This window comes from Amycolatopsis sp. NPDC059021 (assembly GCF_042739895.1).
Taxonomy (GTDB): Bacteria; Actinomycetota; Actinomycetes; order Mycobacteriales; family Pseudonocardiaceae; genus Amycolatopsis.
This window is the reverse complement of sequence record NZ_JBHYIQ010000007.1, coordinates 88,951-107,912: the sequence shown is the minus strand read 5'-3', so window position 1 is coordinate 107,912 and position 18,962 is coordinate 88,951. Positions and strand designations below refer to the sequence as shown.

15 protein-coding genes and 1 pseudogene are annotated in these 18,962 nt (G+C 67.9%); 7 read left to right on the top strand and 9 right to left on the bottom strand.

Annotation, left to right across the window (positions count from 1 at the left end; all coding sequences use genetic code 11):
* Positions 1-16: 16 nt before the first annotated feature.
* The 5 genes from ACFWX1_RS06020 to ACFWX1_RS06000 all read right to left on the bottom strand — a co-directional run bounded on the left by ACFWX1_RS06020 (position 17) and on the right by ACFWX1_RS06000 (position 5,048).
* The gene (locus tag ACFWX1_RS06020; RefSeq protein WP_378384321.1) at positions 17-1,015 is read right to left on the bottom strand and encodes a PDR/VanB family oxidoreductase; all 999 of its coding nucleotides are present in this window, start codon (positions 1,013-1,015) and stop codon (positions 17-19) included.
* Positions 1,012-1,929, bottom strand: coding sequence for a metal-dependent hydrolase (locus ACFWX1_RS06015; RefSeq protein ID WP_378384319.1), 918 nt, complete (start codon positions 1,927-1,929; stop codon positions 1,012-1,014). Before ACFWX1_RS06015 ends, ACFWX1_RS06020 begins: the two co-directional genes overlap by 4 nt.
* Positions 1,926-3,398, bottom strand: a complete 1,473-nt coding sequence (locus ACFWX1_RS06010; RefSeq protein WP_378384317.1) for a flavin-containing monooxygenase — start codon at positions 3,396-3,398, stop codon at positions 1,926-1,928. Before ACFWX1_RS06010 ends, ACFWX1_RS06015 begins: the two co-directional genes overlap by 4 nt.
* A 108-nt stretch (positions 3,399-3,506) precedes the next feature.
* The gene (locus ACFWX1_RS06005) at positions 3,507-3,980 is read right to left on the bottom strand and encodes a pyridoxamine 5'-phosphate oxidase family protein (RefSeq protein ID WP_378384315.1); all 474 of its coding nucleotides are present in this window, start codon (positions 3,978-3,980) and stop codon (positions 3,507-3,509) included.
* 153 nt (positions 3,981-4,133) lie between these two features.
* The gene (locus ACFWX1_RS06000) at positions 4,134-5,048 is read right to left on the bottom strand and encodes an SDR family oxidoreductase (protein ID WP_378384313.1); all 915 of its coding nucleotides are present in this window, start codon (positions 5,046-5,048) and stop codon (positions 4,134-4,136) included.
* 116 nt (positions 5,049-5,164) lie between these two features.
* On the opposite strand from ACFWX1_RS06000, the gene ACFWX1_RS05995 reads away from it, so the two are divergent.
* The 4 genes from ACFWX1_RS05995 to fbaA all read left to right on the top strand — a co-directional run bounded on the left by ACFWX1_RS05995 (position 5,165) and on the right by fbaA (position 10,343).
* Positions 5,165-5,980 carry an LLM class F420-dependent oxidoreductase gene (locus ACFWX1_RS05995; RefSeq protein WP_378384311.1) on the top strand — a complete coding sequence of 272 codons (816 nt, stop codon included), beginning with the start codon at positions 5,165-5,167 and terminating at the stop codon, positions 5,978-5,980.
* Positions 5,981-6,116: 136 nt separating this feature from the next.
* Positions 6,117-7,631 (top strand): AMP-binding protein, encoded by a 1,515-nt coding sequence (locus tag ACFWX1_RS05990; protein ID WP_378384309.1) that lies wholly within the window; start codon positions 6,117-6,119, stop codon positions 7,629-7,631.
* 113 nt (positions 7,632-7,744) lie between these two features.
* Positions 7,745-9,223 (top strand): class I adenylate-forming enzyme family protein, encoded by a 1,479-nt coding sequence (locus tag ACFWX1_RS05985; protein ID WP_378384307.1) that lies wholly within the window; start codon positions 7,745-7,747, stop codon positions 9,221-9,223.
* 88 nt (positions 9,224-9,311) lie between these two features.
* On the top strand, positions 9,312-10,343 hold the full coding sequence (gene fbaA, locus ACFWX1_RS05980) for a class II fructose-bisphosphate aldolase (RefSeq protein ID WP_378326227.1): 1,032 nt from the start codon (positions 9,312-9,314) through the stop codon (positions 10,341-10,343).
* Between the two features lie 73 nt (positions 10,344-10,416).
* Here the strand turns inward: fbaA and ACFWX1_RS05975 are convergent, their stop codons facing one another.
* Positions 10,417-11,595 (bottom strand): hypothetical protein, encoded by a 1,179-nt coding sequence (locus tag ACFWX1_RS05975; RefSeq protein WP_378384305.1) that lies wholly within the window; start codon positions 11,593-11,595, stop codon positions 10,417-10,419.
* A 245-nt stretch (positions 11,596-11,840) separates the two neighbouring features.
* Between ACFWX1_RS05975 and ACFWX1_RS05970 the strand changes: the two genes are divergently transcribed.
* Positions 11,841-12,254, top strand: coding sequence for a DUF3151 domain-containing protein (locus ACFWX1_RS05970; protein ID WP_378326224.1), 414 nt, complete (start codon positions 11,841-11,843; stop codon positions 12,252-12,254).
* Between the two features lie 79 nt (positions 12,255-12,333).
* Here ACFWX1_RS05970 and ACFWX1_RS05965 read toward each other — a convergent pair whose 3' ends face one another.
* The 3 genes and pseudogenes from ACFWX1_RS05965 to ACFWX1_RS05955 form a co-directional block, all read right to left on the bottom strand.
* Positions 12,334-13,623 carry a GGDEF domain-containing protein gene (locus tag ACFWX1_RS05965; RefSeq protein WP_378384303.1) on the bottom strand — a complete coding sequence of 430 codons (1,290 nt, stop codon included), beginning with the start codon at positions 13,621-13,623 and terminating at the stop codon, positions 12,334-12,336.
* Between the two features lie 205 nt (positions 13,624-13,828).
* Complete coding sequence (locus tag ACFWX1_RS05960) at positions 13,829-15,091, bottom strand: MFS transporter (RefSeq protein WP_378384301.1); 1,263 nt, start codon at positions 15,089-15,091, stop codon at positions 13,829-13,831.
* A 218-nt stretch (positions 15,092-15,309) separates the two neighbouring features.
* A pseudogene (locus ACFWX1_RS05955) lies at positions 15,310-16,074 on the bottom strand (LLM class flavin-dependent oxidoreductase); the annotation flags it as partial.
* 67 nt (positions 16,075-16,141) lie between these two features.
* On the opposite strand from ACFWX1_RS05955, the gene ACFWX1_RS05950 reads away from it, so the two are divergent.
* Together ACFWX1_RS05950 and ACFWX1_RS05945 are read left to right on the top strand one after the other, a co-directional pair.
* On the top strand, positions 16,142-17,866 hold the full coding sequence (locus tag ACFWX1_RS05950; RefSeq protein WP_378384299.1) for a recombinase family protein: 1,725 nt from the start codon (positions 16,142-16,144) through the stop codon (positions 17,864-17,866).
* Between the two features lie 217 nt (positions 17,867-18,083).
* Positions 18,084-18,383 carry an HNH endonuclease gene (locus ACFWX1_RS05945; RefSeq protein ID WP_378384297.1) on the top strand — a complete coding sequence of 100 codons (300 nt, stop codon included), beginning with the start codon at positions 18,084-18,086 and terminating at the stop codon, positions 18,381-18,383.
* The last annotated feature ends 579 nt before the right edge of the window (positions 18,384-18,962 follow it).

Sequence of the window (18,962 nt, the reverse complement as noted above, 5' to 3'; positions counted from 1 at the left end):
GGAAAATCGTGCTGGGCTACAGCTCCAGCGCGGCGTCGCCGCGATCGACGCAGATCCGCACCGAGCCGCCGCCGACGGCCGGAACCGCGCAGGTTCCGCAGAAGCCTTGGCGGCACGAATAGGGCACATCGGGCATAACGTCCCGTACAACGTCCAGTGTGGACCGATCCGCGGGCACGTCCAGCAGCAGGCCGGACCGGCGGAGCTCGACCCGGAACGGTTTCCCGCCCACGATCGGCGGCGTCGAGAACCGCTCGAAGTACACCGCCGAGGCGCCGGTCATCGCCAGGTCCACCCGGACGCCGGTGATCATCGGCACCGGCCCGCAGCAGTACACCGACGCCCCGTCTCGTACCCCTTCAAGCAGTTCCGCGCCCGAGGCGGGGATGCCGTACTCGGTGTCCGGCCGGATCCAGACGCGCTCCTCGTCGTAGACGGCCAGCTCGTCGAGGAAGGGCATCGACGCGCGGGAGCGTCCTGTGTAGACAAGCCGCCAGTCGGCGCCGAGCGCGTCGGCCCGGCGCACCATCGGCAGGATCGGCGTGATGCCGATCCCGCCCGCGACGAACAGATAGTGCGGCGCGGTCACGAACGGGAAGGCGTTCCGTGGTCCGCGCACGGTCACCTTCGCGCCCGCGCACAGCGTGTGCGCCTCGGACGACGCGGTGCCGATCCGGCGCACCGCGATCCGATAGGCCGTGCGGTCGTCGGGATCCCCGCACAGCGAGTACTGCCGCATCGCGCCGGAAGGCAGCACGAGGTCGATGTGCGCACCCGGCCGCCACGCGGGAAGCAGTCCGCCCGCAGGCGGGACCAGCCGCAGGCTCACGACTTCGTCGGCCTCGGCGTGCACGGCGTCGACCCGCAGCGTCAGGTTCCGGTCCACGGCGCGGACCGGGGCGCGACGGCGTCCGCTGAACTCGCTGAGCCGCCGGTACACCGCGGCCGCACCGGCCAAAAGGGACAGTGCGCGGTCGGTGCCCGGCCGGCCGTCGAGCCGTTGCGGGAGGCTCACTTCGGCGCGTCGGCCGCCTGCGCGGCCGGCGAACTCGCCAGATAGGCCACGGCCTGTTCGGTGTTGCCCGTTTCGGTCGGGTGGTAGCTCCGGCGGAAGTACGGCCGGATTTCCCGCAGCAACTGCCTTCCGGTGGGCAACAGGCCCTTCTTGGCCGCCTTGCGGTAGGCGCGGAAACTCGCCTTGCCCGGCGACGTCGGGTCGTTGCGCATCAGGAACCTGGTGCCCCGCACGAAAATCCACGCCAGTGCCGGGGTCACCACGGCCATGCTGCGTACGCGGCGCGTGTAGCGCTGGTCGAGATGGCGGAACAGGTCGTAGGCGACGGACCGGTGTTCGACCTCTTCGGCGCCGTGCCAGCGCAGCAGGTCCAGCATCGTCGGGTCCGCGCCTGCCTCGTCCAGCGCCTTCGCGTCCAGGACCCACTGGCCGAGGAACGCGGTGTAGTGCTCGATCGCGGCGATGACGCCGAGCCGCTCGACAAGCCATTCCTCGGCGGCCTTGCCGGTCAGGTCACGATCGCCGAGCAGCTTGCGGAACAGCCATTCCATCTGCGCGATGTACGGCCGTACGTGCAATCCGGCGGCTTCGAGGTGCGCCGCCGCGCCGTCGTGTGCCTCGGCGTGCATCGCCTCCTGGCCGATGAAGCCGAGGACGTCCTCCTTGAGCCGCTCGTCGCGGATCAGCGGCACGGCCTGCTTGAACACCTCGACGAACCAGCGCTCGCCCTCGGGTAGCGCGATGTGCAGCACGTTGATCGTGTGGGTCGCCTGGGGCTCGCCGGGAATCCAGTGCATCGGCAGCGACGCCCAGTCGAACTTGACGTCGCGCGCGTGCAGGACGATCTGCTCGTGGTCCTCCGCCGACGTATTTCCTCCCGCGGAGGCGGCATTGGACGCTGCCGCGGTGGTCACCGAGCCCGTCCGGAAAGCTCGTAGTCGCTCGGGTCGACCTTGCGGGTCTCCAGCCAGTAGCGCCAGGTGAACCCGGGCCAGATCGTGCGGTTGACGCCCTTCGCGTCCAGGTACCAGCTCTTGCAGCCACCCTGGGTCCAGACGCCCTTGACGAGCTTGTCCTGGATCTCGGCCTGGAACTGGTCCTGCACGCTGGGCCGGACGTTCAGCGCCGCGGCGTCGCGCGAGTCGGCGAGCTTGATCGCGTCGACGACGTACCGGGACTGCGATTCGATCATGAACACCACGGAGTTGTGGCCCAGCGCGGTGTTCGGGCCGAGCAGGAAGAACAGGTTCGGGAAGCCGGAGACCGTGATGCCCTTGTGGGTCTCCAGTCCGTTGGTGGCCCAGGTCTTGGCGAGACTCCTGCCCTCGACACCGGTGATGTCCAGGTATTCCAGCGCGTCGGTGACGTGGAAGCCGGTGCCGTAGATGATCGCGTCGACCTCGTGCTCGACACCGGCGCCGTCGACGACGCTGTTGGCCTTGACCTCGCGCACCCCGCTCGTCACGACGTCCACATTGGACCGGTTGAGCGCCGGGTAGTAGTCGTTGGAGATCAGGACTCGCTTGCAGCCCATGGTGTAGTCCGGGGTGACCTTGCGGCGCAGCGCGCGATCCTTGACGCCCTTGGCGATGTGCCGCCGCGCGATCAGCTCGCCAGCCTTCATGATCGCGGGATGGCCGTTGAAGCCGATCGCCCGCGCTTCGAGCAGCCAGTAGAGCGCGTTGCGGTACGCGCGCTGCGTGCCCGGCACGCGCCGGAACAGCGTCTTCGCCCAGCCGGGCATCGCGTGGTCGGGCTTGGGCATGATCCACGGCGGCGTCCGCTGGAACAACGTCAGCTCCGCGACGTCCGGCGCGATCCGCGGCACGAACTGGACGGCGCTGGCGCCGGTGCCGACGACGGCGACCTTCTTGCCCTTCAGGTCGTACTCGTGGTTCCACTGCGCGGAATGCCACTTCTGGCCCTTGAACTTCTCGATCCCCGGCAGCTTCGGGATCTGCGGGATGTGCAGACCGCCGACGCCGGAGACGAGGAACTGCGCGGAGAACTCCTGACCGGTCTTGGTCTCCACGGTCCAGCGGCGCTCACCGTCGTCCCAGTGTGCCCCGGTGATCTCGATGCCGAAGCGGATCTTCTCGCGCAGCCGGTACTTGTCCGCGACGCCCTTGAGGTAGTCGAAGATCTCCGGCTGCGGCGAGAACGACCGCGACCAGTCCGGGTTCTGCTCGTACGAGAAGGAGTACATGTGCGACTGCACGTCGCAGGCGCAGCCCGGGTACGAGTTGTCGCGCCAGGTGCCACCCACCTCGTCGGCCTTCTCCAGGATCACGTAGTCCCGGATACCGGCCTTTTCGAGCTGGATCGCCTGGCCGAGCCCGGAAAACCCGGTGCCAACGATCACGACCTTGAAGCGTTCGGTCATCTTGACGGCCTCCGCTGCGACGCTTTTACGTGCCAGGTGCTCCGTCTATGACGTTACCTCAAGTAACAGTTACTTCCAAGTACTCCCTACTCGTCAGTACCTCCAAAGTCAGTACGTGCCGCCGAGCTTCGTGTGGTCCCAGCTCGCGGTCTTGGTCGGTCGCAGGATCAGGCCGATCCGCTTCGGGGCCTGGCCGCCGATGAACGTCGCCAGCTCGTCCGGAACGGGGTCGCCGGGCTTCGCGCCGGCGTAGCGCTGCATCAACGCGATACCCATTTGGGTGACCTCGGCGGTGTCCTCGACGATCTCGACGTCCGCCTCGAACGAGACCCCGCGCAGCCGCTCGTAGGAGTCGCCGTCCTCGACGAGCACGGTCGCCTGTGGCAGGCGGTAGAGGTTCTTCGCCTTCTGCGACGTGCGATAGGTCCAGGTCGCGACGCCGTTTTCGTGCGGGTAGTACCACAGCGGCGCCAGGTGCGGGCGGCCGTTGGGGCCGATGCTGGCGACGTTGATGACCTTCTGTCCGGCGAGGTAGTCGCGGACCTCGTCTTCGGTCATCCTGATCTGATCGCGACGCGACACGTGCACCTCCAAGGCTGGCTGAAGGGGACTTTCGTCGCATTACATGCGGCGAAGGGCGCCTTCGTCGCATCGCATCGGAGGAAAGTCCCCTTCAGCTCACGGGGACTGTTGTCAGGTGGTCAACTGTGCCCCGCGGGTGGCCTGCTGTCGAGATCAAGACCGTTTCGTCGCCGCCCGGCCGCCGTGCCCGGTGACGGATGCTTCGTACGCCCCGCGCGCCTTGACGTCTTCCAGTGCGGCCTTGTCCGCGGCCGGGACGCGGCTGCGCGAGCCGATCTCGATGATCGGCGGCAGGAACGCGCGGAGCAGCTTGAGCCCGCCGACCCAGCGCGGCACGTGGATCGTCCTGGCGCGCCGGAGGATGCCCGCTTCGAGGTCGTCGAGCGCCACGTTCAGCGGATACGTCTTGCCGATCAGGCCGGGCATACTCGCGCGGAGCTTGCCGAACACCGGATGCGCGTCGGCGCTTTCGACGAGGTCGGTGCGGATCCACGTCGGATGCGCGACGCCGACCTTGACGCCGAGATGCGCGACCTCGGCGCGGAGGCTGTTCGAGAACGCCTCGACGCCGGCCTTCGCGGCGGCGTAGTTCGCCATGCCCGGCGCGTGGGTGATCGCGGCCAGCGAGGAGATCGCGAGCAGGTAGCCACGACGCTCGACGACGTGCGGCAGTGTGACGCGGAAGGTGCGCCAGACGCCGAGCAGGTCGACTTCGATGACCTTCTCGAACGCGGCCGGGTCCACCGAGCGTACGAAGCCCGCGGTCGCGATCCCGGCGTTGGCGATGACGATGTCGATCCCGCCGAAGCGCTCGACGACCCCGGCGGTGGCCTTCTCCAGCGCGGCCCAGTCGGTGACGTCGGCTTCCCACGAGTGCGCGTGGGGCCCGATCCGGTCGGCGACCTTCTGCTGTTCGGCGGCTTCGAGCCCGACGAGCGCGACCTTCGCCCCGCGCGCGGCGAGCCGTTCCGCGAGTCCGGCGCCGATGCCGCGGGCGGCCCCGGTGATCAGGACGACCTTGCCTTCGACCTTTTTCGGGCCGGTGAGCAGCGAAAAGGGATTGGCCACGATGCCTCCTCGGTTCCTGTGGCGGCACCGTACCGCAACCTACCCCGAGTAAGCTACTAGAAAGTAAGTTAGCCGACCCGGGCAGAAAACCGGCTTCTCCGGTGTTGGCCACGAGCATGGGTATCGAACTGGGCAGGATCGGCATCTGGCGGCACGAGTTCACTCCCGAACTCGCCGTCGAACTGGAGAAACTGGGTTACGGCGCGCTCTGGGTCGGCGCGTCCCCCTCGGGAGACCTGGAAGCGGTCGAACGGCTGCTCGACGCGACCGAACGGATCGTGCTGGCGACCGGCATCGTCAACATCTGGAAGGACGACGCCGAAACGGTCTCGGCGTCCTATCGGCGGATCGCCGCCAAGCACCCGGACCGCTTCCTGCTCGGCATCGGCGCGGGACACCGCGAGCACACGCAGGAGTTCACCAAGCCCTACGCCGCGCTGGTCGACTATCTCGACGTGCTGGACAAGGGCGGCGTCCCGGTCGAGGCGCGGGCATTGGCGGCACTCGGCCCGAAGGTGGTCAAGCTGGCCGGAGATCGTTCCGCGGGCGCGCACCCGTACCTGACGACGCCGGAACACACCCGGCAGGCGCGGGAAATCCTCGGCGAAGGTCCGCTGCTGGCGCCGGAACACAAGGTCGTGCTGGAGACCGATCCGGTCAAGGGCCGTGAAATCGGGCGTGCGACCGTGAAGTTCTACCTCGGCCTCGCCAACTACACCGCCAATCTGCGCAAGCTCGGCTTCACCGACGAGGATCTCGCCGGGGAGGGCAGCGACCGGCTGGTCGACGCGCTCGCCCTGCACGGCGACGCCGGGACGATCGCCGCCGGAATCCGCGCGCACCTCGACGCGGGCGCCGACCACGTGACGGTCCAGGTGCTCGGCGAGGACCCGCTGCCGGGCTACCGCGCCCTGGCCGAAGTCCTGCTCTGACGTTCCGTGGGGGCCTCCTCGAGGGAGTCTGCGTCCCTTGAGGAGGCCCCCACGGACCTTGACGGGAAACGGTTTGGCGGCGGGGGACGCGGCCAGAGCAGACTGGTGGGCAGGACCAGACTGGGAGGCTGCGATCTTGTCCACCGACAACTACGTCGAACCGATCCTCGCCGCGCTCGCCACCGATCCGGATCGCGTGGTCAGCCGTCAGGACGGCGGCGAAACTTTCACGCGTGGTGAATTCGCCGTGCTGATCTACCGCTTCGCCCGCGTGTTCGCCGAGCACGGTGTCCGTCCGGGCGCCACCGTCACGCTGTTGTCGCCGAATCGCGCCGAAGTCCTCGCCGCGCGCTACGCCGCCGGGCTGCTCGGCGCCCGTGTCGTGTCGCTCTACGAGGGCATCGCCGCGGCGACCCAGGCCGTCATAGTGTCCGATGTGGACACCGACCTGCTCGTGGCCGATCCCGCGTTGTCCGCCACCGTCACCGAAATCCTGGCGACGGCGCCGGTCAAGGCGGTGCTCGGCTTCGGGCCCGGTTCGCCAGGTGCCGATCTGCTCGCTCTCGCCGAGGCGGCGGCCTCCACCGTGCTGGAGCCGTATCCGGTCTCCCCGGATGACATCTTCAGTATCCGCCACACCGGCGGGACCACGGGACATCCCAAGGGAATCGTGCTGCCGTTCCGGTCCCCGCTGGCGCTGGTCGACTTCGCGAGGTCGGTGTCGCCCGAGTCCGGCAAGGTCCAGCTGGTCTTCACGCCGCTCGGGCACATGGCGGGCTCCATCGTCGACGCCGTCTTCGTCAGTGGCGGTGAACTCGTGCTGCGGCAAGGGTTCGACGCGGCCGCCGTGCTGGCGGCGGTCGAGCGGTACCGCGTCACCGATCTCCTCGTGCTGCCACCGCACCTCTACGCGCTGATGGACCACCCGGCGGTCGACAAGCACGACCTGTCCAGTCTTCGGCAGATCGGCTACGGCGGATGCCCGGCTTCCCCCGGTCGGCTCGCCGAAGCCGTCGACAGGTTCGGCCCGGTTCTCCTGCAGGTGTACGGCGCCACCGAGGCCGGGGGCATCGCCTTCCTCGGCCCCGAGGAACACGCCCGCCCCGAATTGCTCGCCACCGTGGGAAAACCGCATCCGGCCACCACGATCGCCATCCGCGACCCGGAAGGCCGTGATCTGCCGGCCGGCGAGCCCGGCGAGATCTGCGTCCGGTCACCGCTGGGCGGGCTCGGGTACTGGCGCGATCCCGAGGCCACCGCGCGGGTGTGGCGGGACGGCTGGGTGCACACCGGCGACGTGGGCTTCTTCGACGAGGAGGGCTATCTGCACCTGGCCGGGCGGATCAAGGACATCATCATCGTGGTCGGCGGGCACGTGTACCCGGTGGAACTGGAGGAGGTCCTCCTCGGCCATCCCGCGGTCGGCGCGGTGGCGGTGTACGGCGTCGCCGACGCGGACCGCACGGAACGGGTCCACGCGGCGATCGTGCCCAAACCGGGGCAAACCGCCGAACTCGGTGAGCTGCGCGAGTTCGTCACCGAGCGGCTGGGGGCGATGTACGCGCCCCACGAGGTCCACGTGGTCGAGGAGATCCCGCTCACCGACGCGGGCAAACCCGACCTGAAACTCCTGCGCGCGAAAGCGGGATAACGTCCTTTCGGGCGGCCTTGGCGGAATTTTCCGTCGTATGGCGGCGAATTCCTTGAGTTCAAGTTTACTTGAAGGTCCACCCTGGTTCGTGATCTTGAACCAGGGAGGAACCCATGACCGGTAACTACGTCGCCTCGATCCTCGCCGCCCTCGCCGTCGAGCCGGACACCGTGGTGTGTGTCCGGCCCGACGGCACCGAGGTGCGCCGGGGCGAGCTGGCCGCGCTCGTCCACCGGATGGCGCGCGGGCTGGCCGCGCACGGCGTCGGACCGGGCTCGACCGTGACGACGTTGTCCGCCAACCGGGTCGAAATGCTCGCCGCGCGGTACGCCGTCAGCCTGCTCGGCGCCCGCGTCGTCAACCTGTACGAGGGGATCGCGCCGTCGGTCCAGACCGCCATTGTGTCCGATGTGGACACTGATGTGCTGCTCGTCGACCCGGATCTCGCCGTCCGCGCCAAGGAACTCGGCGAGCACCCGGCGATGGAGCTCACGTTCGACGACCTGCTCGCCTCAGGCGCGGACGCGACACCGGTGGCGCCGCATCCGGTCGGCGAGGAGGACGTGTTCTGCATCCGGCACACCGGCGGCACCACCGGGCACCCCAAGGGGATCCCGTGGAGTTTCCGCACGCACGCCGGAATCGTCGAGTTCATGAGCACCTACATCAGCCCCGACACCGTCCAGCTCGTCTGCACCACGCTCGCGCACATCGCCGGGCAGAGCGCCGACGCGATCATCCTGGCCGGTGGTCGGCTCGTGCTGCTCTCCCGGTTCGACGCGGGCAAGGTGCTCGAGGCGATCGAGCGGTATCGGGCCACCGACCTGATCGTGCTGCCACCGCTGCTCTACGCGCTGATGGACCACCCGGCGATCGACGAGCACGACCTGTCCAGCCTGCGGCAGATCAACTACGGCGGTTGCCCCGCCTCACCGGAGCGGATCAAGACCGCGATGCAGCGGTTCGGGCCGGTGCTGGCCCAGGCCTACGGGACCAACGAGGCGGGCGGCATCGCGCTGTTGAGCCCGGAGGAACACCAACGGCCCGAGCTGCTCGAAACCGCGGGACGACCCCTGCCCGGTATCGAGGTGGCGATCCGGGACGAGCGGGACCGGGATCTCCCCGCCGGTGAGCGCGGCGAGGTCTGCGTGAAGTCCGCGTCCAGCGCGACGCACTACTGGCGCAATCCCGAGCTGACCGCCCAGGTGTTCCGCGACGGCTGGGTGCACACCGGCGACGTCGGCTTCCTGGACGAGGAGGGCTATCTGCATCTGAGCGGGCGGATCAAGGACATGATCATCGTGGTCGGCGGGCACGCGTACCCCGGCGAACTCGAAGAGGTTCTGCTCGGGCATCCCGCTGTCGCGCAGGTCGCGGTGTACGGCGTATCCGACGAGGACCGGATGGAGCGCATCCACGTCGCGGTGTCGCCGGCGCCCGGCCGGACGCTCACGATCGAGGAGGTCCGCGAGTTCGTCACCGAGCGGCTCGGGGCGATGTACGCACCGCACGCGCTGCATCTGGTCGACGAGATTCCGCTCACCGACGTCGGCAAGCCCGACCTGAAGCTGCTGCGGGCCGCTGCGGGATGATGTGGGCGAGGCCATGGGACCGGTGTGCCGTGCCGGTCCACCTCGTACGATGCGCCCGAGAGCCAGAGCCCTTCCGAGGAGGACAACGATGCCCATCGCCACCCCCGAGGTCTACGCGGAGATGCTCGACCGGGCCAAGGCGAACGAGTTCGCCTACCCGGCCATCAACGTGACCTCGTCGGAAACCTTGAACGCCGCGATCCGCGGGTTCGCCGAGGCGGAGAGCGACGGCATCATCCAGTTCTCCACCGGCGGCGCCGAGTTCGCGTCCGGCCAGAAGGTCAAGGACATGGTCACCGGCTCGGTCGCGCTGGCCGAGTTCGCGCAGGTCGTCGCCGCCAAGTACGACGTCAACGTCGCCCTGCACACCGACCACTGCCCGAAGGACAAGCTGGACGGCTTCGTCCGGCCGCTGATCGAGATCTCGGCGGAGCGGGTCAAGAACGGTCAGCACCCGCTGTTCCAGTCGCACATGTGGGACGGCTCGGCGATCGACCTCGACGAGAACCTGGAGATCGCCCAGGAGCTGCTCGCCAAGGCGGCCGCCGCGAACATCATCCTCGAGGTCGAGATCGGCGTCGTCGGCGGTGAAGAGGACGGCGTCGCGCACGACATCAACGAGAAGCTGTACACCGCCGAGGGTGACTTCCTGAAGACGATCGACGCGCTCGGCTCCGGCGAGAACGGCCGCTACCTGCTGGCCGCGACCTTCGGCAACGTGCACGGCGTGTACAAGCCGGGCAATGTCAAGCTGCGCCCGGACGTGCTCAAGGGCGGTCAGGAAGCGGCCGCCAAGAAGCTGGGCCTCGCGGCCGGGTCGAAGCCGTTCGAGCTGGTGTTCCACGGCGGATCCGGTTCGCTGCCGGAGGAGATCCGCGAGGCCGTGTCGTACGGCGTGGTGAAGATGAACGTCGACACCGACACGCAGTACGCGTTCACCCGCCCGATCGCGGACCACTTCTTCAAGAACTACGACGGCGTGCTGAAGATCGACGGCGAGGTCGGCAACAAGAAGGTCTACGACCCGCGCAGCTACCTCAAGGCCGCGGAGGCCGGCATGGCCGCCCGCGTCGTCGAGGCCGCCCAGTCCCTCGGCTCGGCGGGCAACAAGCTGAGCTGAAGGGGACGTTCCTCGCGTTAGACGAGCTGAAGGGGACTTTCCTCGCATCGCATGCGACGAAAGTCCCCTTCAGCTATTTGCGGAGCCGGAGCGCGGGCAGCCTGGTCGCGGCGGCCCACAGCGCGAAGACGCCGACGAGCGCGACCCCTGCCGTCCAGTACGCGAGCGGTGGCGCGGACTCGGTGTGCGCGTCGCCGAGGATCCACGGCCGGAACTGCGCCTGCAGCCACAGCGCGCCGTAGCCGAACGCGGTGACCAGCAGGGCGCCGATCCCGGCGGTGAGCAGCACGTGCTCGCGGCCGATGCGGTAGGCGACGTCGATCGCGAGGCCGACCGCGAGCAGGTAGAACGGCACGGTCGACACCGGGAAGCCCATGCCGAGCAGGAGCGGCCACATCACCGCGCGGTAGGCCACGTACGCGGCCGCGACCGTCGTCGCCGCCCAGCGGGTCCCGACGGTCTTGCGGGCGAGCGCGAGGATCAGCGCCATCACGCCGATGCCCCACAGCGGGTAGACCCACTCCGGGATCGGCATCGTGAAGTGCAGGACCGCCGTCCGGTCGACGGGGTGGCCGATCTGGTTCGCGGCGAAGTCCAGCAGCGTCGGCTCGGCCTCCGGCGTCCCGCGCTCCCAGGCCCGCAGCCCGAGGATGCCGTACTCCTGCTGGCCGTTGGGGAAGAACGTGTTCTCCAGGAAGAACGCCCACAGCGCGAGCAGCACGCCGGTGCGGAACCTGCCGGGCTTCGACAGCTTCAGCCAACCGTCGAGCACCCCGGCCTGCATGATGCCGGTGCCCAGGTACAGCATCATGTGCGACGGGCTCCACGCGGTCAGGTCGAGGCCGTTGACGCGGTGGTTGATGACGTCGAGCGGCGCGGCGACCAGGAACACGACGAGCCCGATCTGCATCAGCCGCAGCGAGCGCTTGTCACAGCCCATGCCCGTGTAACTGTGGATCGCCACCAGCACCAGGATGATCACGGTGCCGACGGTGTTGATCAGGTGGGGCGGGGCGAGGTCGTCCCGCAGCCACATGAAATGCCACGACATGTCCCACGACGAGCCGAGCAGCTTGAAGGCGAACGCGGCCAGCCACATCCCGTAGCAGAAGCGCAGCACCCAGTCCGGCGTCGGCGTGCCCGGTGCGCCGCGGTGCCAGTGCCGCTGGAAGAACAGCTTCGTCTTCCCGATCGGACCGCGGGGAACGACGTCCGGTCCGAGGGCCCCGGTGACGTCTCCTGCCTTTGTCATGGGGGCCATCATCCCTGCTCATCCGGACGTCCGGGCGGAAAACGTGGCAGATACCGCGAAAACCAGGGTTCACCCGTAGGGGTGGCGGATTTGCCTCGGACCCGCCAGGGACGGCATGGTGTCCGGCCATGATGCCCAAACGTGTTGTCGCCGCGGTGGTCATCGCCGCGCTCGTGCTCGCCGGTGGCGGCGTGCTCGGGAGTCTCTTCTTCTAGGCCGGTGAGGGTCTGGGCAGAATGGCGGGTATGACGCACGCCAACCTGCTCGGCCCCGAGCCGACGCTGCTGCCCGAGCACACCGCCGCACAGGCCGCGCTGGCCGCCGGGACCGATCCGGCGACCGTCGCCGCGGAGCACCCGTATTTCAGCGAGGCGTGGGCCGCGCTGGCCGAGAAGGCCCTGGACGCGGACGACGCCGTCGCCGCGTACGCCTACGCCCGCACCGGCTACCACCGCGGCCTCGACCAGCTGCGCCGCGCCGGCTGGAAGGGCTTCGGCCCGGTGCCGTGGTCGCACCGCCCCAACCAGGGCTTCCTGCGCGCGCTGGCGGCGCTGGCCCGTGCCGCGGGCAAGATCGGCGAATCCGAGGAGTACGACCGCTGCCGCCAGTTCCTGACCGACTCCGACCCGGCCGCCGCCGAAGCCACCGGCCTCGCCTGACGCGCCCCCGGGTCACAATGCTCTGAAGGCCACCATGAGGGACTTGAACGCCCTCATGGTGGCCTTCAGAGACTTGAGATCAAGCCACCGCGGCGAGTGCGGGTGACGCGACCGAGCCGACCACGCGATTGCGTCCGCCATGTTTGGCGGCGTAAACGGCCGCGTCGGCGGACGCCATCACCTCCTCCACACTGGACCCGTCGAGCGGATACGACGCGACGCCGATCGACGCCGTCTGGCGTTGGATCGCCACCGTTTCGCCCTCGTTGGTCCTGGTGTCGATAACGAGTTCGCTGACCCGCTGCCGGATCCGCTCGGCCGTCACGATGGCGTCCTCTTTGGACGTCGCGGGCAGGAGCGCGACGAATTCCTCACCGCCGAAGCGGCCGACGAGATCGTGCGCCCTGGTCTCGGCCTTCACCACCGCGGCGACCGCCTTGAGGACGTCGTCACCCGCGAGGTGGCCGTAGGTGTCGTTGATGCGCTTGAAGTGGTCGAGGTCGATCATGAGCGCGCCGAAACCGCCCCCCTCGCGCTCGGCGCGGGAAATCTCCCGCTGCGCACCGTCCTGCCAGGTCGTGGCGTTGAGCAGTTGCGTCTTCTGGTCCGTGGTCGCCAGTTCCTCGAGCCGCTTGACCAGCACGGACCGCTGCAGCACGTACAGCGGCAGGATCACCAGCACCGAGAGCAGCGGCTCGTTCTGCAGCACCATCACGAGCAGGCCGCCGACGCACAAAGTGGACAGTTCGAGCAGGTTGTCGTCCATTCCGCCGAGGCATGATTCAGGCGTCGCGGATTCGGGCTCGGCGAGGTAGAGGCCGAGACCGGTGAGCGCGGTGTTGACGACGAAGAAGGCGAGCGCGGCGGCGCAAACAATCGTGACTCCGTTGGTGGCGGGCAGAAAATCCCCCACGAGCCCTGCCGTACATCCGGAGAGGATCATCGTCGTCGCGTTGGCCGCGACGCGGTGCGGCTGCGCGGGGCGGATGCCCTGCCAGCTACGCAGTGCCATGTAGACGTACAGGACGACGCCGAGCGCGGCGACGAGGTGGGCGGGCAGCAGCAGGCCGCCGGGGAGCAGCCACACCGACGTCATGTTGACGTGGGGGCCATTGCTCAGGATGCGGCGCTGGCGCTCGATACGGCGGGTGACTTCGGACTGTGTCACCGCGAGCGCGGCCAGCAGCGCGAAGAGTCCGACATGCTTCCACGTGACCGGAATCACCAGCGTGCTGACTGCGGTCCAGACAAGCGTCACGGCCAGTGCGCTCAGTGTCGCGGCAATCCAGCGGCGCGGCCGTGACCACAGCGCCCACTCGGCAACACCAGAAATCACTCGTTGTCCAGTGTGTTCCCCCGATGTGACCATTTTTCCCCCAACCCCTTGCGCGGGTGTCCGGTTACAAAACACTCACGCACAGTTTCAGCCCGTTCGCCGCCTGTCCACAAGGGCTTTGAGTGTGTACTTTTTCCCTGACGCCGGAGTGAAGGGTGGCCAGCGATGCGCGGCAAAGACCAGTGACCGCAAGCGCACCGCAGAGGTCGCGCAGGTAGAGCCTCACGCGCGGGGCACGTTAGGCGTGTTCGGCGCGTGCGGCTTCTTCATCGATCCAGCGGCTCGGCTCCGCGAGCACGGCCCGCTGCCACGCGAGTGCCAACGGCACCGTCAGCACGATCCCGGCGACCCCGAAAATGCCGACGGTCGTCTGGGCGCTGACCTGATCGGCGAGGATACCGCCGATCAGCGGGCTGATGCCCATCATCGTGGTCAGCCCGGTGTTGGACAGGCCCATCGCCTGCGCCCGGTGCTCGTCCGGCACCGCGAGCGTCAAGGACGCCGTGGCCTGCAGCAACGCCACCGTGCCGAAGCCGCCGGACACGATGAACAGCACGATCGACACGACCGGCCCCGGCTGCAGGAAACAGAGCAACAGCGGAACAGCGGTGAGCGCGGACAGTGGTCCGATGAGCTTCGGCCGCACCCGCGCGGGCACCCACCGGGTGTAGACGAAGGTGAAGATGACGCTCCCGATCGGGTCGGCCGCCAGCAGCAGGCCGATCACCTGCGGGCCACCGCCCGACGCCGAGACGTAGGGCGCCGCGATCCCCTCGTAGACCGGGAGCAGGCCCATCAGCCAGGTGAAGATCACCAGCGTGCGCAGCGCGGAGTTGGCGAACGCGATCCGGCCACCCGCGCCGAGGCTCGCGAAGAACGACTTGCGTTTTTCCTTGCTCGGCGCCGCGGCGGGCCGCGCGTGGACGCCGAACCGGACGAACGCCGCCGAAAGGACGAAGGTCACCGCGTCGAGCACCAGGGCCAGTCGTGGGTCGAGCGCGGTGAGCAGCGCGCCGCCGCCGGCGAAGCCGAGCAACTGTGCCGATTGGACGGTCATGCTGCGGATGCCCATGCCGACCACGAACCGGTCGCCCTCGAGCACCTGCGGCAGCAGCGCCAGCTGGGACGCCTTGAACGGCGGGTTCAGCAGGGAAACCGCGCCGACCAGCACACACATCGCCCAGAACGGCAGCCCCGGGATCGCGACCAGCAGGATCAGCGCGGCCCGCATCAGGTCGACGGTGACCATCACGCTGCGGCGCGGGAAGCGGTCGGCGAGGCCGGTGAGGAAGACGCCGCCGAGCAGTGAAGGCGCGTACGTCAGCGCGTACGTCAGACCGGTGAGCGTCGCGGAATTCGTGCCGGTGAACACCAGGATCGACAGCGCCACCCTGGCGAGCTGGTCGCCCGCGATCGACAACAGCTCCCCGAACCACAGCGCTCGGAATTCGGGAACGCCGAAAACCTCGCGGAATGTGACCCGGGCCGACGGTGGTGCCATGCTTTTCTCCCCGGCTTCGTGTGCAGACCGTACTGCACCGGTGACCAGGTGGAGACCTGCGGGGGCTAGTCGTCACCACCTAGTCACGATAAGTGAGTTGCCGGGGTCAGTGTCTCGTGTGGCGTTGGTGAATCTCTAGGTTCTTTCGCCGGTATCTCGCCTGCTACCGAAGTTTTCCGATCGCAGACGTTCGGTAATCGTGATCAAGAACCTCTTGATCACCCGTCGACGGCGAGCGCGTCCGGCGCCGGTGTGCCGGTGGCTGTCCGTTCGGCGTCACGCTTCGCGACTTCTTCGCGGACGATCGGGATGACGTGGCGGCCGAAGTCGATCGTGTCGCCGAGCATGTCGTAGCCGCGCGCGGACAGGATGTCGACGCCGAGGTCGTAGTAGTCCAGCAAGGCCTGCGCGACCGTCTCCGGCGTCCCGACCAGCGCGTTCGAGTTCCCCGCGCCGCCGGTCGCGGTCGCGGTCGGCGTCCAGAGCGCGCGGTCGAACCGCTCGCCGCGCTCGGCGATCTCGAGCAGCCGCTGGGAACCGGTGTTCTCCGGATCGGTCAGCCGGTGGCGCCGGGTCAGCGGCTGACCGCCCGCGGTGCGTTCCTTGATCGCGCCGACCGTGCGATACGCCTTCTCCCAGGCGAGTTCCTCGGTGGGCGCGATGATCGGGCGGAACGCGACCTGGATGCGCGGGACCTCGCCGCGGCCCGCCGCCTTCGCGGCCTTGGCGACGGCTTCGATCTGCTCTGCCGTCTGCGCGAGCGGCTCGCCCCACAGGCAGTAGATGTCGGCTTCGGCGCCACCGGCGGCGTACGCGGCCGGCGACGATCCGCCGAACGACACGTTCGGCCTCGGCTGCTGGACCGGACGGATGTCGCTGACGAAGTCGGCGAAGCGGTAGTACTCGCCTTCGTGGTCGAACGGCTCCGACGAGGTCCACGCGCGCTTGACGATCCGGATGTACTCGCGGGTGCACGAGTCGCGGAACACCACACGTGTCCCCGTGCACGCCCTACCCGCCCCTGAACAGGGCGTACGGGAGGGAGCGAGCATGACGGCAATTGCGCAGCGTGAGAGGCGCCTACGGGCTTGCCTGTACCTGCGAATTTCAGATCTTACGGACACCACTACGTCTATCCCGCGCCAAGAGATCAAGTGCACCGCGCGAGCTGAGTTGATCGGTGCAACGGACATCGTCGTCCGTAAGGACGAAGACAAGTCCGGCTACCACGCCCACGTCGTACGGCCCGGATTTGACCAAGCGTTGGCGGATCTTCGCGCACGCCGCGTGGATGTCTTGATCGTGTTCAAGGTCGACCGCGCGACCCGGCAAGGTATCCCGCAGGCGTCGGAGATCATCCGAGTTGTCTACGAGACGGGATGTCGCTTTATCTCCATCGCGGACGGCATCGACTCCGAAAACATCGGATGGGAGCTTCAACTTTCGTTCGCCGCCCACCAAGCGCGTGAGGAGTCTCGGAGCACCTCGACACGCGTCGGTGACCTACGCGTCTACGAGCGCGACAACGGACGTTGGCTTGGAGCGCGTCCGTGCGGCTCCCTCGTGACGGATGACCGAAAGCTTGTGAAGCACCCGGTGGAGGCCCCCATGCTGCGGGAAGCTGTCGACCGCTTGTTTGCCGGACAGTCAGGCCAACGAGTCATCACGTGGATGAACGATCAGAAGTTCGACTCGCCACGATGGGCGACTCGCAAGGAGCGCATAGCACGGCTCGAAGCCAAGGGCGAGCCGCTCAAGGCGGCGAAGCTGCGGGCGAAGCCGATCGACAGCGTCAACCGCTGGGCATGGCAAACACTGCGCAAGATCATCACATCGCCGACGCTCGCGGGCTACATGCCGTATGAGGACCAGATCTACCGGCACAGCGAGACCGGTAAGCCTGTGCGGGTCGGCGAAGGGATCGTTTCTCTGGAGGAACATGCTCGACTAGTCGAGCTGTTCGGGCCGAACGGTTCGAGGCGCCGCAAGACCAACCCGGGCACGACGTGGGCGGAACAAGGGCGTACCTCACGCTCATGGACGCACAAGCGAAGGGACGCAAAGTATCTCTTGGCCGACTTCGCGCGCTGCGGCGAATGCGGGGCCAAGATGATGTACGAGCCCTTCCGAAAAAAGGGCCAGTGGAAGGCGCGCTACCGCTGTGTTCTCGGAGAATCGGGCGGCCGTCGTGTACGGCAATGCCCCGGCAACAGCATGGCTGCCCCTGGACTCGAAACCTTGGTACAGCAAGCCGTCTTGACCAGGCTGGCAGCGTTGAGCCCCGATGACCCAAGCGCCGTTGCCATGGCCGAACGTTGGGCGGACCTCAAGCATCCGAACCGCGCGGCGCGGCGCGCTGAGCTTGAGGCAGCGATAGCGGAGGAAGAGCGTTTCCTGGAAACGCTTGAGGACGAGAAGCTGAAGGGATTGTTCGGAGGAAGGCGCGGAGAGGACAGGTTCAAGCGGCGTTACGAACAGAGCAACGCCCGCCTTGACGAACTCGAACAAGAACTAGCCTCGATACCAAACGGGGCGTTGGATGTCAGCTTCCTGGAACTAGCTGACGAGATGCAAGCGGCGTGGGTAGGTAGCTCTCTTGTCTCGAAGCGAGAGATGCTCACGCTGGTCCTTGAACACGTGTGGGTGCGGAAGCCGCCGACACGGGGCGTCCGCCCGTCGCTGGACCGTCTCGGGTTCTGGTGGGTTGGCGAACCGAAGCCTGCCGATTCTCCTCACACGCCAAGGTCCGTTGCGGAGGCGGCCGCAGCGGCGTAAGGCCGTGACGCGGGCTACGGTGTCGAACGTGTCGAAGTGAAGTGGTTTCTAGCTTCTCTATATGGCTTCTCTCTCTAAGAAGGTTCGGTAAACGGGCTCGAATCGACACGTTCGACACGGTGGCGGGCAGGCGGGGCGTGATGTCCCCCTCCCGCCACTGATCTATGTAGAGACCGAACACCGACCCCCGGGGGTGGCTGTGCTGCGTCGAGCGTGCATGACCTGCCCGGGGGTGGCTGTTCCTGGGGGTACCCGTTGCGAACGCTGCGGGGGTGACCACCGCCGGGCCGCTGGTGACCGGGTGCGGCAGGCTGTTCGCCGCGCTGTGAACCGGGCAGGTCGGGCACGGTGCGCAAGCTGCGGCCGTGTGTTCCCGGCTCGCGGTGTCCAGGTCGACCACGTCCTTGCTCTGCGGGACGGCGGCCGTGACGAGCCCGGCAACGTCCAGGTGCTCTGTGTCGGGTGCCATGCCGACAAGACCGAGGGCGAGAACGTTCGGAGGATCCTTCGGCGATGATTCACCCTGACCGCCGTCTGAAGGGCATGGTCCACTTCAGCGCACGAATGAGGGCAAGCGCGTGCTTGCGGCCTGCTTCGTCCTGTCTCAGGGACCACAGGCTGATACTGGCGACCACCAAGGCGCGCACGAGAGGCACTGCTACGGCGACAACTCCACCGCCGATGCCTAGCTGCTCCAGCCCAACCATGCGCTACCTCCAGATGAACCACGCCTCAAAATGAAGCGTGGCCCTTCACTGGAGGGCCATGTATCTATGGCAGCTCATCGACGCCGAAACGGATAGCGGCCGAACGGACCAACCTTGCGACCCTCGACGGGGAGCGGTTCTAAAGTTCGGCACGCTGGGCGCCGTAGATCACCCCGGCCCCTTTCTGGACGCGCCCTGAGTGCGAGTCCGATTTTTGGCCAGCACAAACACGCCCGTGAGCCTGCGTTTTGCCTGCTCACGGGCGGGCCTCGTGCTGCCCGAAACAGGGTGAAAACCCCTCGAAAACGTGCCTGAAACCCCCGTGAACAGGGGGTTAGGCAGCCATTCCAGGCCCGCCACGGGTCGAGCGCTCACCTCTCGGGCTTTCG

Coding starts and splice junctions, on each gene's coding strand:
- ACFWX1_RS06010 (WP_378384317.1), bottom strand. CDS start 3,398: ATGACCGAACGCTTCAAGGTCGTGATCGTTGGCACCGGGTTTTCCGGG.
- ACFWX1_RS05995 (WP_378384311.1), top strand. CDS start 5,165: ATGGGTATCGAACTGGGCAGGATCGGCATCTGGCGGCACGAGTTCACT.
- ACFWX1_RS05985 (WP_378384307.1), top strand. CDS start 7,745: ATGACCGGTAACTACGTCGCCTCGATCCTCGCCGCCCTCGCCGTCGAG.
- fbaA (WP_378326227.1), top strand. CDS start 9,312: ATGCCCATCGCCACCCCCGAGGTCTACGCGGAGATGCTCGACCGGGCC.
- ACFWX1_RS05975 (WP_378384305.1), bottom strand. CDS start 11,595: ATGACAAAGGCAGGAGACGTCACCGGGGCCCTCGGACCGGACGTCGTT.
- ACFWX1_RS05970 (WP_378326224.1), top strand. CDS start 11,841: ATGACGCACGCCAACCTGCTCGGCCCCGAGCCGACGCTGCTGCCCGAG.
- ACFWX1_RS05965 (WP_378384303.1), bottom strand. CDS start 13,623: ATGGTCACATCGGGGGAACACACTGGACAACGAGTGATTTCTGGTGTT.
- ACFWX1_RS05960 (WP_378384301.1), bottom strand. CDS start 15,091: ATGGCACCACCGTCGGCCCGGGTCACATTCCGCGAGGTTTTCGGCGTT.
- ACFWX1_RS05950 (WP_378384299.1), top strand. CDS start 16,142: ATGACGGCAATTGCGCAGCGTGAGAGGCGCCTACGGGCTTGCCTGTAC.
- ACFWX1_RS05945 (WP_378384297.1), top strand. CDS start 18,084: ATGACCTGCCCGGGGGTGGCTGTTCCTGGGGGTACCCGTTGCGAACGC.